A 15,192-nucleotide genomic window follows, 5' to 3' on the forward strand; every position below is an offset into this window, starting at 1 on the left:
AGGATTATAAATGTCAAAAGCATATGAAAAAGCTGGTGTAAATATTGAAGCTGGCTATGAAGCAGTTGAGCGCATGAAATCACATGTCGAACGCACAGCTAGAAAAGGAATCATGGGTACATTTGGTGGCTTTGGGGGAATGTTTGACTTATCTTCCTTGAATTATAAGGAACCAGTTTTAATCTCTGGAACAGATGGAGTTGGGACGAAGCTCAAGCTAGCCTTTATGACTGACACTCATGACACAATCGGGATTGATTGTGTGGCTATGTGTGTAAATGATATTGTCGCTCAGGGTGCAGAGCCTTTATTTTTCTTAGATTATGTGGCAGTAGGTAAGGCAGTGCCAGCTCGCATCGAACAAATTGTGAAGGGCGTTGCAGATGGCTGTGTTCAGTCAGGAGCGGCTTTAATCGGTGGAGAAACAGCAGAAATGCCAGGTCTATACGAAGAAGACGAATATGATCTAGCGGGATTTGCTGTTGGAGCATGTGAAAAGTCTAAAATTGTTACGGGTGAAAAGATAGCTGAAGGGGACGTTTTAGTCGGTATTGCCTCTAGTGGAGTTCACTCTAATGGATATTCCCTTGTGCGTAAAATAGTATTTGAAGAACAAGGATACAAGACGGATACAGTAGTAGAGGGCTTCGAGGAGCTTGGAAAAATAGGCAAGGCTCTATTAACTCCTACTAAGATCTACGCGAAACCAGTAATGGAGATGCATCAAAATTTAAACATTCACGGAATGGCACATGTAACTGGCGGAGGGTTCTATGAAAACCTTCCACGTATGATGCCAGAGGCTTTAGCGGTGGAAATTGATCTTGGCTCATGGGAAGTGCTTCCGATATTCCAATTTTTAAAGGAAAAAGGTCAGCTCACGGATAAGGATCTTTACAATGTATTTAATATGGGAATTGGTTTTGTACTAGCATTGTCTCAAGAAGAGGCAGAGAAGGCGATTGCTATAGCTGAGTCTCATGGAGAAAAGGCATATACAATCGGTCGTGTGGTGAAAGGTGAAGGTGTTCTATTCAACGGAACACATGACGGGAGCTTAGTGTAATGAATACAGGACCAAGATTTGCCGTCTTTGCTTCTGGCAGCGGCTCTAATTTTCAAGCAATCTATGATGCTGTACGGACAGGTAGGTTAATAGGTGAACCCGTATTAGTTGTAACTAATAAACAAGACGCTTACGTTGTAAAACGTGCAGAGGCAGTAGGAGTAGAAACACTTGTTTTAAAGCCGACTAGCTATTCTACAAAAGACGCCTATGAGCGGGAGATTTTAAACAAGCTACAAGAACTGCAGGTCGAATGGCTAGTGCTTGCTGGATATATGAGATTAGTTGGCAATATATTGTTGGATGCATTTCCAAATCGTATTGTTAATATTCATCCATCCTTACTCCCAGCATTTCCTGGAAAGGATGCTATTGGTCAAGCATTGAAGCATGGAGTAAAGGTTACTGGAGTTACAGTACATTTGGTAGATGCAGGTATGGATACCGGACCAATACTATCTCAATATGCAGTAGAGGTTGTAGCGGAGGATCGAGAGAAGACAGAGGAAAGAATCCATGCAGTGGAGCATGAATTATACGTGAAGACCTTACAACAGCTATGGAGTTAATGGAAGAAGATAAGACAATGCCTGTAACGAATATTCACATTGACAAGGTAGTATAAGCTCGTACTTTCAAAAAAGTATGTCATAAAATAAAGTATGTTGATTTCTGCTCTAGTCTGACGCTTTCCGCGGGGTGAGCGATAAGCCATCCCCGCCGCTAATGCGTCGTTTGTGATTTTTCCGCACGCTAATAAGTAGGTGCGGACATAGGCTGCACTTTTTTTATTAATGAGTAATATTGATTTTTCGATAAATTAGGAGGAATTATTGTGTCAAAACGTGCATTAATCAGTGTATCAGATAAATCAGGAATTCTTGAGTTTGCAAAAGAGCTGGAACAGCTTGGTTACGAAATTTTATCAACTGGTGGTACTAAATCATTTTTAGAACAAAATGGTGTTGCCATTACTTCTGTTGACCAAGTGACAAACTTTCCAGAGATTTTGGATGGTCGAGTAAAAACATTAAATCCTATGATTCACGGTGGATTATTAGCGAAACATGATGATCCTTCTCACCAAGCTCAGTTGGAGGAACATAAAATCACACCGATTCAAATCGTTTGTGTAAATCTTTATCCTTTCCGAGAAACTATATCAAAGCCTGACGTAGCATTTGAGGATGCGATTGAAAACATCGATATTGGTGGACCATCTATGCTCCGTTCGGCAGCAAAGAATCATCAATACGTAACAGTGGTTACCGATGCCGCGGACTATGATGAAGTATTAAGCCAGCTAAAAGAAAACGGAGAAACTACTATTGAAACACGTCGTAGACTTGCTGCTAAAGTATTCCGTCATACTGCTGCATACGACGCGTTAATCGCAGATTATATGACAAATCTTGCGGGGGAAGATTTCCCAGAGCTATTAACCCTTACATATGAGCGTAAACAAGCGTTGCGTTACGGAGAAAATCCTCATCAACAGGCTGCTTTCTATAAACGACCACTTGGCTCAGATTTCTCAATTGCATCGGCTAAGCAATTACATGGAAAGGAGCTTTCCTATAATAATATCCAAGATGCCAATGCTGCTATCCAAATTGTTAAAGAGTTTGAATTGCCAGCTGCTGTAGCGGTGAAGCATATGAATCCATGTGGAGTAGGTACAGGAAAATCAATCTCTGAGGCATTCCAAAAAGCCTACGAAGCAGATTCTACCTCTATTTTCGGAGGGATTGTAGCTTTAAACCGTGAAGTGGATTCAGCTACCGCTAAAACATTGGCAGGAATTTTCTTAGAAATTATCATAGCTCCGTCCTTCTCTGAGGAAGCTATTGCAATGCTTACAGCAAAGAAAAATATTCGCCTATTGACCATTTCTTATGAACAAACTAAAAAAGACAAATGGAATACTGTATCGGTGGAGGGCGGATTATTAATACAATCTCCTGATACATTTGGATTAAAAGATGCAAATATAAAGGTTGTTACGGACCGTGAACCAACAGAGGAAGAATGGAAATCGATGACATTAGGTTGGAACGTTGTGAAGCATGTGAAATCTAACGCAATCGTGGTAGCGACTGAGGACATGACAGTTGGTGTAGGTGCAGGTCAAATGAATCGTGTTGGATCTGCAAAAATTGCACTTGAACAAGCAGGAGGCCTTGCAAAAGGAGCAAGCCTTGCATCAGATGCTTTCTTCCCTATGAATGATACGGTGGAGACTGCTGCAAAAGCTGGAATTACAGCAATTATCCAAACTGGAGGATCTATAAAGGACCAAGATTCCATCGATAAAGCAAATGAATATGGAATTGCTATGGTATTTACAGGTGTACGTCATTTTAAACACTAAAGGAGGCTTCCTCATTCATGAATATACTTGTTATTGGTAGCGGAGGGAGAGAGCATGCAATTGCTAAGCAGTTTCATTTATCTCCCTCTGTGCAAAAAGTGTTTGTAGCACCTGGAAATGCCGGAATGGCAAAGGAAGCTCAAATCGTTCCAATAGAGGCCCTTGCATTTAAAGAATTAGCCAAGTTTGCAAAGGATAATGAAATAGATTTGACGTTTGTCGGACCAGAGCAACCCCTTGCAGAAGGAATTGTAGATTTCTTTGAGGAACAAGGCTTACGCATTTTTGGACCAACGAAGGCTGCTGCACAAATTGAAGGAAGTAAAACCTTTGCTAAAGAATTAATGGACAAATATGGTATTCCGACTGCTGCTTATGAAACCTTTACAGAGGTAGACAAAGCAAAGGAATATATTGAAAGGCTTGGGGCTCCAATTGTTATAAAAGCGGATGGACTTGCTGCTGGCAAAGGTGTTGTAGTTGCCATGACGGTTGAAGAGGCAGATTCTGCAGTAGAAGACATGATTGGTAACCAATTGTTTGGAGAATCTTCTTCGCGTGTTGTAATTGAAGAATTTTTAGATGGAGAAGAATTTTCATTTATGTCCTTTGTTCACAAAGGGACTATTTATCCAATGGTTATTGCTCAAGACCATAAACGTGCTTTCGATGGCGATAAAGGTCCGAACACTGGAGGTATGGGGGCGTATTCCCCAGTTCCACAAATTTCTCAGGCAGTGGTGGATACTGCTTACGAAACTATCGTGGTGACAACAGTTCAAGCAATGACGGCTGAAGGCATATCATTCACAGGTATATTATATGCTGGTTTAATCCTTACTAAGGAAGGACCAAAAGTCATTGAATTCAATGCCCGTTTTGGTGATCCAGAAACCCAAGTAGTTCTCCCTAGAATGAAAAGTGACTTTGGGCAGTTCATGAAATCATTGATGGATGAAAAGCCATTTGATTTGTTTTGGTCTGATGAAGCTATGTTAGGTGTAGTGATTGCTGCTGATGGTTACCCAGAAAATCCAATCAAAGGTGCAAAACTACCTAACTTAGATTCTTTATCTGAAAAAGGCTTGCATATTTTTCATGCAGGCACGAAGAAACAGGATGAAGACTTTGTTTCAAATGGGGGTCGCGTAATTTTAGTAGCAGCAAAAGAGACCTCATTAAAAGCTGCGCAAGATAAAGTATACGAAGGTCTTTCTAGTCTAGAATGGAATGACTTATTCTATCGAACTGATATTGGCTGGCGTACATTTAAATGACCACGAAAAGAATGTCCGGTAACATTACGGACATTCTTTTTTAAGATAGGAAGCATATTTCTTTTTACAAAACTTTTTAATTGAAGCGACAGACGTCGACTCCAGCGAGAGCAGGGAGACAGATGGCTTATTGCTCCCTCGCGGAAAGCGTACGTCTAAAGCTGAAATCAACCGCAATTTGTTGAAGGCTTAGACGCTTGCACTTTTCTTATCATATTTTTTTCAAATAAAACTATTATATAGTATCGAGTACTTTTATTCGTGAAGTAAATTTTAAAGTGTGATATAAACATCTTCATAAAATATAAGGGAATATACCTTTAAATTGGTTGATTAATTAGTAATGACAATAGACCTATTCATGTATCAGAATTTACAAAAAATACATTTCAGTGCTTTGCTTTACTAAAGTACTGTGCTACTATTATTTAAATAAAAGACTTACAGGAAGGAGAAGGAATCATGCATTATCCAATATGGAAAATCGAGCATATAAGGCATCAAATAGAAGTGGTGAACGGAACGAAAGCACCAGACATATTAATAACCAATGCTACCTACTTACATAGTCATCTTAAAAAATGGATTAACGGAAATATTTGGATTGTAAAAGATCGAATTGTTTATTCAGGTACTGATATGCCGCTTATTACGAATCAGACAGAAGTATACGATGCTGCTGGACAAAAAATTGTACCAGGCTATATAGAACCTCATGTTCACCCTTTTCAATTATATAATCCACAAACGTTTGCAGATTTTGCTGCACAGTTGGGGACAACAGCGTTTATTTCAGATAATTTAATCCTTTTCCTAATGTTGGAAAATAAGAAAGCGTTTTCAATTATGGACGAGCTTAAAAAGTTGCCTTTCTCTTTTTACTGGTGGTCTCGATTTGATTCTCAAACAGAATTAGAAAATGAAGAGCAACTATTCACCTCTAAAACAGTGGGAGAATGGATTAATCGTCCAGATGTTATTATGGGAGGAGAGCTGACAGGTTGGCCAAGATTATTATCTGGTGATGACCAAATGCTTTATTGGCTCCAGCAGGCAAAAACAAATGGAATGAAAATTGAAGGTCATTTTCCAGGAGCCTCAGAAAAGACGCTTGCCAGAATGCGTTTACTAGGAGCAGATGGAGATCATGAATCGATGACGATTGAAGAGGTTGAAAGAAGAATTCTTCATGGCTATGCTGTAACTTTAAGGCATTCTTCTATTCGTCCTGATCTGCCAAATCTCTTGAAGGACATTTTAGAAAAAGATCTTCACATTTTTGACCATTTAATGATGACTACAGACGGTTCTACACCCTCCTTCCATACGGACGGTGTAATGGATAAATGTATTCAAGTTGCTTTAGATGCTGGAGTTGACCCGATAGACGCTTATTTAATGGCTTCCTTCAATGTAGCAAAATATTATAACTTATCGAATTTACATGGTGTAATTGCTAGTGGTCGCTTTGCCACACTCAACTTCCTAGAGGACGAGCAAAACCCAGTGCCAATAAGTGTTTTGTCAAAGGGTGTTTGGTTAAGGAAGAATAGTGAAAAAGTAAGAGCATTAGATCCAGTTAATTGGTCAGGAATGCCGCCATTTAAACTTGACTTTGATCTTACTGATAGTGACTTTCAATTCTCTATGCCGTTTGGAATAGAGATGGTAAATGATGTTATTACAAAGCCCTATTCCGTAAGCGTAGATACTACTGACAATGAGTTATCTACAAACCATGATGAAAGCTTCCTGTTGCTTATAGACAGAAATGGTAAATGGAAGGTATCAACCTTGATAAAGGGATTTGCGAATAAGCTTATGGGCTTTGCTTCCTCTTATTCCAACACGGGGGATATATTGTTAGTTGGAAAGAATAAGGAAAGCATGCTTCAAGCCTTTAACGAAATAAAGAAGATGAATGGCGGAATTGTCATTGTAGAGAATGAACAAGTTGTTTGTTCTATTAGTCTTCCAATAGGAGGAGGACTCTCTGATAAACCGATGGAAGCACTTATAGAAGAAGAGGTAGAACTAAAAAAAGAACTAGCTGCTAGAGGCTTTAAGCATGGGGATGCTATATATACACTGCTGTTTTTACAGTCCACTCATTTACCTTATGTCCGGATAACACAAAAAGGGATATTCGATGTAATGAAGAAAAAAGTACTATTTCCAGCAGTTATGAGGTAGGAGGATTCGAGAAAGTGTTCAAAAAATGGGGAATCATTGCTGTTGTTTGCTTGTTGCTAGCAGGTTGTTCAAAAGATGCTGGCATTGAAGAAGCTGTCGCTGAAGACACAGGAGAAGACATAGAAGATGTTGTAGAGGAAGTGATAGAAGAGGAGCCAGTTCCTCTTCCGTTTGTTGCTCCTTTTACAGGTATAGGCTCTGAAGTGGAGCTTAAACAAAGACCTGTCATGGTAACGATTAATAATCATCCGCAAGCTCGCCCACAATCCGGAATTTCTCAGGCGGACATGATTTATGAAGTGATGGCAGAAGGGAATGTAACCCGTTTTTTGGCTGTTTTCCAAAGTGAGGTCCCTGATAATATAGGACCAGTTCGAAGTGCGAGAGATTACTTTGTGGAGATAGCTAAAGGATTAGATGCTTTTTACGTAGCTCACGGCTATAGTCCTGATGCTCAAAAAATGTTAAATGCAAGAGTAGTAGATAATATAAATGGTATGCAATATGATGGGATATTCTTTAAGCGTTCTAGTGAAAGAAAGGCACCCCATAATTCCTATATTTCTAGTGAAAATATTTTTGCAGGAGCAGATCGAGTAGGAGCTTCTATGGAAATAAATAAAATTCCTACTTTTTCATTTTATGAAACAGCTGAAGGAGCAAAACTAGGTAGTCCAGCTTCTAATGTTAGCGTTCGTTATGGTTCTGGAACAAGCTTTGAGAATGAATATAATTATGTGCAAGAGCAAGGTATTTACGAAAGAAAATCTGCAGGTATTTTGACAATTGACAAAGAAAAGCAGACTCCAGTGAAGCTTGCTAATCTAATATTTATGGAAATACCACATAAAACCATTGATAATGCTGGTCGTCAGAAGCTATCCTTAGCTGATGGAGGAAAAGCATATCTTTTCCAAGCTGGTATTATGAAGGAAATAGAGTGGAAAAACGTAGACGGAATATTAGTTCCGATGGAAAATGGCGTACCGGTCAAGCTGGTGCAAGGCAAAACTTGGATTAGCATTGTTCCTACTAATCCAGGGATAGAAAGCATGGTAAAGTATTTGCCATAAGTAAACGATGAAAGGAATGAACTATATGCAGATTGATAAAATTAAAGGTAAACAAACAGACCAATTATTTAATGCTATTTTAGAATTGAAGGATATAGATGAGTGCTATCGCTTCTTTGATGATCTATGCACAATTAGCGAGATTCAGTCACTTGCTCAACGATTTGAAGTAGCACATTTGCTTCGCCTCAAAAAAACTTATGAATCTATAAAAAAAGAAACTGGAGCAAGCACAGCTACTATTTCACGAGTGAGACGTGCATATGATTATGGAAACGATGCATACGATGAAATGTTAGGCAGACTCTATCCAGACGAAGCACCTGTCATAAATAGAAAAGAGTAGTAGTGAAAAGGAAACGTACATAAGCCTTTATTGCTATTTAATATGAAAAGGCAAGAATGCTGGTAAAACAGTCATTCTTGCCTTTAGCTTTTTAACTTTATAATAGTTAACCGGCATCCTTTTGTGACAGCTAGTTTTGTTTATGTGGGGATCTAAGTGAGTGTAAAAAAACGATTTAAAGCTAACACCTATAAGCTGCGTAATTATTAGAAAAATATTGAAGGGATCAATTAGATATTATTTATTACAAATTTAGAATCATTATGGGCTGAACAGCGATGTCTGTTCGGTTTTTTGGTATAATGGGTTAATGTTAATAAACAACTATATGTAGGTGAAAAAATGGATTATAAAGAATGGCGACATATATTTAAGCTAGACCCTGCCAAAGAAATTGCTGCTGATGCGTTGGAGAAGGTTTGTGAGTCGGGAACCGATGCTATTATTATTGGGGGCTCTGATGGGGTTACCTTAGATAATGTGATAGATCTTTTAATGAGAATTCGGAGATACGCAGTTCCTGTGGCATTGGAAGTTTCTACAATTGACAGCATTACACCTGGGTTTGACTTTTATTTTATTCCTAGTGTTCTAAATAGCACGGATACCAAATGGGTGAAGGATCTGCATCATAAGGCAACAAAGGAATTTGGTGAGGTTATGAATTGGGAAGAAATAATCCCAGAAGGTTATTGTATTTTAAATCCTGATTGTAAGGCTGCAGAGCTGACACATGCAGAGCCAGTCAATTCAATCGATGATATAATTGCCTATGCACAAATGGTGGAGCATATGTTTAAATTCCCTGTTTTCTACATGGAATACAGTGGGATGTACGGAGAAGTTCAAGCCGTGGCAAAGGTAAAATCAGGCTTGAAACAGACACAGCTTTTTTATGGTGGGGGCATTAAAACAGAAGCACAAGCTCGTGAAATGGCAGCCCATGCAGATACCATTATTGTCGGAAACCAAGTATATGAAAATTTAAATGAAGCATTAAAAACGGTGAATGCTGTTAAATGATAATTGAGTAAATGCATAGCCAACGGTATAATATAAGGAACAAATGTTCTTGTAGAGGAAGTGTAGTATGGAACTTATAGCAAAAAACCTATTAAACGGGATGAATAAAGAGCAAGAAGAGGCAGTCAAAGCAACCGAGGGTCCATTACTAATCATGGCTGGGGCAGGATCAGGTAAAACAAGAGTGCTCACCCATCGTATTGCTTACTTGATAGTAGAAAAGGAAGTATACCCTTCTAAAATTTTGGCCATAACGTTTACAAACAAAGCGGCACGTGAAATGCGCGAACGTATAAATACTATTTTAGGAGAGGGCACTGGAGAGAGAATGTGGGTTTCCACTTTCCACTCAATGTGTGTGCGAATTCTAAGAAGAGATATTGATCGAATTGGTTATTCTAAAAGTTTCTCTATTTTAGATACTTCCGATCAGCTAACGGTTATTAAAGGTATTTTAAAAGAGCTAAATATTGATACTAAGCAATACGATCCTCGTTCTATGCTGAATGCGATAAGCAGCGCCAAAAATATATGTATCGATTCGGATACTTATAAATCACAAATGAATGAATCTAATCCTTTTGAAAAGACGGTTGCAAAGGTTTACGAGGGTTATGAAAAACGCCTGAGAAAAAACCAATCCTTAGACTTTGATGATTTAATCATGACTACTCTAACGTTATTTAAGCGAGTACCAGATGTTTTGGAATTTTATCAAAATAAATTTCAGTACATCCATGTAGATGAATATCAAGATACGAACAAAGCGCAATACGAACTGGTTCAAATGCTTGCTAAGAAATTTAAAAATATTTGTGTTGTAGGCGACTCGGATCAGTCCATCTATCGCTGGCGTGGAGCGGATATTCAAAATATCCTTTCCTTTGAAAAGGATTATCCGAATGCAAAAGTGATTATGCTGGAGCAAAATTATCGTTCCTCCCAACGAATCTTGAAGGCTGCAAATGACGTCATTGGTAATAACCAAAGTCGTTACCCTAAAGTGTTACGCACAGAAAATCTTGAGGGCGAAAAAATTGAACTATTCCGCGCCAATGATGAACAACAGGAAGCCCAGTATGTAGTACAAAAAGTTCAAGAGCTGATTGAAACCGAAAATAGGACGTTAAACGATTTTGCCATCTTATATCGCACGAACGCACAATCACGTGTAATGGAGGAAGTGCTTGTAAAATCGAATATGGCCTATACAATAGTTGGCGGTACTAAGTTCTATGATCGAAAAGAGATTAAAGACTTATTAGCTTATCTTCGCTTGATCGCCAATAATGACGATGACTTGTCACTTGCACGAATCATTAATGAGCCGAAGAGAAATATAGGAGCTACTTCCTTTGATCGTATTGCGAGATACGCTATTGAACAGGATCGCTCTATATTAGATGCGTTAAACGAAGTAGATTTTATAGGATTACCAGCTAGAGCTGTAAACTCGGTCGTTAAGTTCCATGGACTTATTCAAAACCTGACACAAATGCAGGAGTTCCTATCAGTAACTGAAATCGTGGAGCAGGTGTTAGAGAAAACTGGTTATAAAACTATGCTTAAAAACGAGAAAACGATTGAAGCAGAAAGTCGATTAGAGAATATCGAAGAGTTTTTATCTGTTACGAAAGCATTCGAAGAAAATAGTGACGATAAGTCACTTGTTGCATTCTTAACAGATTTAGCGTTAGTTTCAGATATCGACAAACTGGACGAAGATGAGGACATGTCACAGGGGAACATTATCCTAATGACGATGCATGCTGCTAAAGGCTTGGAGTTCCCGGTAGTATTCATCATTGGAATGGAAGAGAATATTTTCCCTCATGCTCGCTCAATCGGAGACGATGATGAGATGGAGGAAGAGCGTCGTTTAGCTTATGTTGGAATTACCCGAGCAGAGGAAAGACTTTATATCACTTGTGCACAATCTCGTACAATATTTGGGCGAGGTAGCTTTAACAGCCCTTCTCGCTTTATCTCGGAAATATCGGATGAGATTATTGAGGTTGTTGGATGGTCTCGAGATATCCGTAAAAACAAAAGCAGAGATACGAAGGTAATTGCACCAGTACCAAGAGCTGCTGTTTCAAGACCAGCATACCAGTCCACTGGTGGTGAGCGTTTAGGCTGGCAGGTTGGCGACAAGGCTTCTCATAAAAAATGGGGAGAAGGTATGGTAGTAAGCGTTCGTGGCGAAGGTGAGAATACAGAGTTAGATATCGCTTTCCCTAGTCCAACGGGTATAAAACGACTACTGGCTAAATTTGCACCAATCGAAAAAGTATAATTTTCTTAGCGGAGGAAAGTTCATGGATAAATTAGAAAGAGTGAAAGAGCTGCACAAAATATTGCATGAATATGGATATGCTTATTATGTGTTAGATAAGCCCACCGTTCCTGATGCAGTTTACGATCAATTCTTACATGAGTTAATCGCTTTAGAGGAGGAAAATCCTGATTTAATCTTCCCAGATTCTCCTACTCAACGAGTAGGCTCAACGGTAAGTGAAGGGTTTAAGAAAGTTACCCATGCTAATCCAATGCTAAGTCTGTCCAACGCATTCAATGAAGAGGATATTAGAGACTTTGACAAGCGTATTCGAAATATTATTGATGAGACCCCTGTCTATGTATGCGAACTGAAAATAGACGGGTTGGCAGTTTCGCTTCTATATGAGGATGGCCGACTAGTGCGTGGTGCAACTCGTGGAGATGGAACTACAGGTGAGGATATTACAAGCAATATTAAAACCATTCGTGCAGTCCCTTTGCGACTAAAGGAAAATGTAACCCTAGAGGCTAGGGGAGAGGCGTATATGCCTAAGTCATCCTTCCTTAAGCTAAATGAACAACGAGCTGAGAAAGGCGAGGAACTATTTGCCAATCCAAGAAATGCTGCAGCTGGATCTTTGCGACAGCTAGACCCTAAAATGGCTGCAAGTAGGAATCTTTCAATGTTCATCTATGGAATGGGGGGAGATGGGGAAGAGTTTAATATCGATACCCACTCAGAAGCCTTGAAATTTATGAAAGAGGTAGGCTTACCTACTAATAACGAAACTCGAGAATGTCGCTCAATAGAAGAGGTTATGGCATTTATAGAGGAATGGACGACAAAAAGAAATGATATTCCTTATGAAATAGATGGAATAGTTATTAAGGTGAACAATTATTCTCAGCAGGAGGAGCTTGGCTTTACAGCAAAGAGTCCCCGCTTTGCCATAGCCTATAAATTTCCGGCAGAGGAAGTAGTGACAACTATTATTGGTATCGACCTAACAGTAGGACGAACCGGTGTTGTGACCCCGACCGCATTATTAGAACCTGCTCAGGTAGCGGGTACTACCGTGCAAAGAGCTTCTTTACACAACGAGGATTTAATCCGTGAAAAGGATATTCGTATTGGAGACCGCGTTATTATAAGAAAAGCTGGTGACATTATTCCAGAGGTCGTAGAAGTCATCCTACAAGAAAGAAAAGAAGACTTACCTCCTTATGAAATGCCGACTCATTGTCCTGTCTGTGAAAGTGAGTTAATACGAATAGAGGAAGAGGTTGCACTAAGATGTGTCAATCCGCAATGTCCAGCTCAAATTCGTGAGGGAATTTACCATTTTGCCTCTCGTAATGCGATGAATATTGAAGGGCTAGGTGGGAAGGTCGTAGAACAACTGTACAGAGAGAAACTTGTCCAAGACATCTCCGATTTATATAAGCTGACTGTAGATGATTTAGTCAAGCTAGAGCGAATGGGATTGAAATCTGCTACGAATTTGGTAGAAGCGATAAGTGCTTCCAAATCTAATTCTATGGAAAGAGTGTTATTTGGTTTAGGGATCCGTCATATTGGTGAAAAGGCTGCCAAAATTCTATCAGAGAAATTCCACAACTTCGATGCGCTCATGCAGGCATCTAGAGAAGAAATAACTGCTATACATGAAATTGGAGAAAAGATGGCTGATTCTCTAGTAACTTATTTTGAGCAAGAAGAGGTTCAGCAACTGATTGGTCGCTTAAAAGAATCTGGCCTTGATATGAAGTACACAGGTAAAATTATTGATGCTTCGACAATGGAAAACAGTCCTTTTGCAGGCAAAACAGTAGTTTTAACTGGTAAACTAACACAGCTGACACGCCCCGATGCAAAGGAAAAAATTGAATCATTAGGTGGCAATGTAGCTGGAAGTGTCAGTAAAAAAACGGATTTAGTCATTGCAGGTGAAGATGCCGGATCTAAGCTTGAAAAAGCTATTAGCCTAGGTATTGAAGTATGGGATGAGCAAAAGCTGCTCAATAATTTAGAGGAATAAAAGGAGTTCTAAGCATGGCAAAAAAATATTTAGGTATGTCTATATTGATTTTATTGCTAATCGTAACTGGATGTACTCCTAATCAAAAAGATAAAACGGAAGTTATACAAAATACGGAGGAAGAAGAAGGTGAGACTGTTATTATTCCAAGTCTCCAGCTAGATGAAACATATTACCGCACTCTTTTTCCATATAAGGAGAGCGCTAGCAGGGGCTTGGTTGTCTCCAATCTTTATACGAAATATGATATGAAAGAAGTCGAATTAGGCCTCTTTAGAATTTCTCAAACAGAGTTTTCTCCAGACAAGTATTTATTCCAAGAGGGACAATATTTAGATAAAAAAACAATATCCTCCTGGCTGGCAAGAAACAGTCAAACAAAGGATGGGTTAAATCCAAGTGATGAGGGGCTTACTGGAGAAGAGAAAGCATTAAAGGCTCCCGTTTATGTGACTCATATTGTGGAGCAAAACTATCTAGAAGTAGTTGATAAAAAGGCAAGGCTGGCTGGAGTCTCAGTAGGAGTTTCGTTAAACTCTATATACTACTATCAAAAAGAACAATATGGAGCAACGTTTGAACAACCTCTAACACAGGAAGAGATTAAGAAAAACGGTGAAAGAATTGCAGCTGAAATTGTCAATCGTATGAGGCAAATAGAAGGATTAGAGGAAGTACCTATTGTTGTAGGGTTATTTGAACAAAATAGCCGCAATGCTATAGTACCAGGCTCCTACTTCCAATATAGTGTAGCATCAAAAGGAGCTAATTTATCAGATTGGAAGCCGGTCGATGAAGAGTATATTATGTTCCCATCCACTGATGCCGAAAAAAAATATCGTGACTTAAATACAATATTTAGCAACTTTAAGCAAGATGTAGGAATATACTTCTCAAACTATACTAGCGTTATCGGAAGAGGCTACTTTAGAGATCAACAGCTTCAAAAGCTTACGATTGAAATACCTATACAATTTTACGGCACTGCAGAGGTAATAGGCTTTACCCAGCAACTCGCTGTATTAATGAAAAACCATTTCCCTGCCGAGATGAGTGTAGAAATTCAAGTGACCTCTCTAGATGGGGCTGAGGCATTATTAGTAAAAGAAGCTGGAAAAGAGGACGCATTTGTTCATATTTATAACCAGTAATGAAACCAATCGTACTCTGTTCAACTAGTGCGAAAAATGATATGATTGTTGTTATGGTTATTGAATTCGGAGGTGTAAAAATTGGCGAATATTTCAAAAGAAGAAGTAAAGCATGTTGCACATTTAGCTAGACTTGCAATTACAGAAGAAGAGGCAGAAATGTTTGCAGATCAACTAGCTGCAATTACAAAATTTGCGGACGAGCTTAATGAGTTAGACACTACTGATGTCGCTCCAACTACTCACGTATTACCATTAGTGAATGTTCTTCGTGATGACAAATCTGTACCTGGATTAGATCGTGAAAAAATGATGAAAAACGTAAAAGAAGAAGAAGCAGGACAAGTTAAAGTACCAACTATTATAGAATAAG

At 39.0% G+C, this 15,192-nt stretch carries 12 protein-coding genes; all 12 read left to right on the top strand.

Going from position 1 to position 15,192, the window contains the following annotated elements; genetic code table 11:
- Positions 1-10 precede the first annotated feature (10 nt).
- The 12 genes from purM (at position 11) to gatC (ending at position 15,191) form a co-directional block, all read left to right on the top strand.
- Positions 11-1,066, top strand: a complete 1,056-nt coding sequence (purM, locus tag D0S48_RS16225; protein ID WP_151112714.1) for a phosphoribosylformylglycinamidine cyclo-ligase — start codon at positions 11-13, stop codon at positions 1,064-1,066.
- Entirely contained in the window at positions 1,066-1,635 is a 570-nt protein-coding gene (purN, locus tag D0S48_RS16230; protein ID WP_151112716.1) for a phosphoribosylglycinamide formyltransferase, read from the top strand. The genes purM and purN overlap by 1 nt, the downstream gene beginning before the upstream one ends.
- A gap of 266 nt (positions 1,636-1,901) precedes the next feature.
- Complete coding sequence (gene purH, locus D0S48_RS16235) at positions 1,902-3,437, top strand: bifunctional phosphoribosylaminoimidazolecarboxamide formyltransferase/IMP cyclohydrolase (RefSeq protein WP_151112718.1); 1,536 nt, start codon at positions 1,902-1,904, stop codon at positions 3,435-3,437.
- A gap of 17 nt (positions 3,438-3,454) precedes the next feature.
- Entirely contained in the window at positions 3,455-4,714 is a 1,260-nt protein-coding gene (gene purD, locus D0S48_RS16240) for a phosphoribosylamine--glycine ligase (protein ID WP_151112720.1), read from the top strand.
- 462 nt (positions 4,715-5,176) lie between these two features.
- Complete coding sequence (locus tag D0S48_RS16245) at positions 5,177-6,907, top strand: adenine deaminase C-terminal domain-containing protein (protein WP_151112722.1); 1,731 nt, start codon at positions 5,177-5,179, stop codon at positions 6,905-6,907.
- Positions 6,908-6,921: 14 nt separating this feature from the next.
- Positions 6,922-7,980, top strand: coding sequence for a DUF3048 domain-containing protein (locus D0S48_RS16250; protein ID WP_151112724.1), 1,059 nt, complete (start codon positions 6,922-6,924; stop codon positions 7,978-7,980).
- A gap of 25 nt (positions 7,981-8,005) precedes the next feature.
- The gene (locus tag D0S48_RS16255; RefSeq protein ID WP_144541618.1) at positions 8,006-8,326 is read left to right on the top strand and encodes a YerC/YecD family TrpR-related protein; all 321 of its coding nucleotides are present in this window, start codon (positions 8,006-8,008) and stop codon (positions 8,324-8,326) included.
- Positions 8,327-8,668: 342 nt separating this feature from the next.
- Positions 8,669-9,349: a heptaprenylglyceryl phosphate synthase gene (locus D0S48_RS16260; protein ID WP_151112726.1), complete on the top strand. Its 681-nt coding sequence runs from the start codon at positions 8,669-8,671 to the stop codon at positions 9,347-9,349.
- A gap of 67 nt (positions 9,350-9,416) precedes the next feature.
- Positions 9,417-11,645 carry a DNA helicase PcrA gene (gene pcrA, locus D0S48_RS16265; protein WP_151112728.1) on the top strand — a complete coding sequence of 743 codons (2,229 nt, stop codon included), beginning with the start codon at positions 9,417-9,419 and terminating at the stop codon, positions 11,643-11,645.
- Between the two features lie 22 nt (positions 11,646-11,667).
- Positions 11,668-13,668 (top strand): NAD-dependent DNA ligase LigA, encoded by a 2,001-nt coding sequence (gene ligA, locus D0S48_RS16270; RefSeq protein ID WP_151112730.1) that lies wholly within the window; start codon positions 11,668-11,670, stop codon positions 13,666-13,668.
- Positions 13,669-13,682: 14 nt separating this feature from the next.
- Complete coding sequence (locus tag D0S48_RS16275) at positions 13,683-14,819, top strand: CamS family sex pheromone protein (RefSeq protein WP_151112732.1); 1,137 nt, start codon at positions 13,683-13,685, stop codon at positions 14,817-14,819.
- Positions 14,820-14,900: 81 nt separating this feature from the next.
- Positions 14,901-15,191 (top strand): Asp-tRNA(Asn)/Glu-tRNA(Gln) amidotransferase subunit GatC, encoded by a 291-nt coding sequence (gene gatC, locus D0S48_RS16280; protein WP_144541628.1) that lies wholly within the window; start codon positions 14,901-14,903, stop codon positions 15,189-15,191.
- Position 15,192 lies beyond the last annotated feature (1 nt).

The organism is Psychrobacillus sp. AK 1817 (genome assembly GCF_008807035.1).
Taxonomy (GTDB): Bacteria; Bacillota; Bacilli; order Bacillales_A; family Planococcaceae; genus Psychrobacillus; species Psychrobacillus faecigallinarum.

What these genes read in the sequence shown, in the direction of transcription:
- D0S48_RS16245 (WP_151112722.1), top strand. Translation starts at nt 5,177, where the DNA reads ATGCATTATCCAATATGGAAAATCGAGCATATAAGGCATCAAATAGAA.
- D0S48_RS16275 (WP_151112732.1), top strand. Translation starts at nt 13,683, where the DNA reads ATGGCAAAAAAATATTTAGGTATGTCTATATTGATTTTATTGCTAATC.
- ligA (WP_151112730.1), top strand. Translation starts at nt 11,668, where the DNA reads ATGGATAAATTAGAAAGAGTGAAAGAGCTGCACAAAATATTGCATGAA.
- D0S48_RS16255 (WP_144541618.1), top strand. Translation starts at nt 8,006, where the DNA reads ATGCAGATTGATAAAATTAAAGGTAAACAAACAGACCAATTATTTAAT.
- pcrA (WP_151112728.1), top strand. Translation starts at nt 9,417, where the DNA reads ATGGAACTTATAGCAAAAAACCTATTAAACGGGATGAATAAAGAGCAA.
- purD (WP_151112720.1), top strand. Translation starts at nt 3,455, where the DNA reads ATGAATATACTTGTTATTGGTAGCGGAGGGAGAGAGCATGCAATTGCT.
- D0S48_RS16260 (WP_151112726.1), top strand. Translation starts at nt 8,669, where the DNA reads ATGGATTATAAAGAATGGCGACATATATTTAAGCTAGACCCTGCCAAA.
- purN (WP_151112716.1), top strand. Translation starts at nt 1,066, where the DNA reads ATGAATACAGGACCAAGATTTGCCGTCTTTGCTTCTGGCAGCGGCTCT.
- purM (WP_151112714.1), top strand. Translation starts at nt 11, where the DNA reads ATGTCAAAAGCATATGAAAAAGCTGGTGTAAATATTGAAGCTGGCTAT.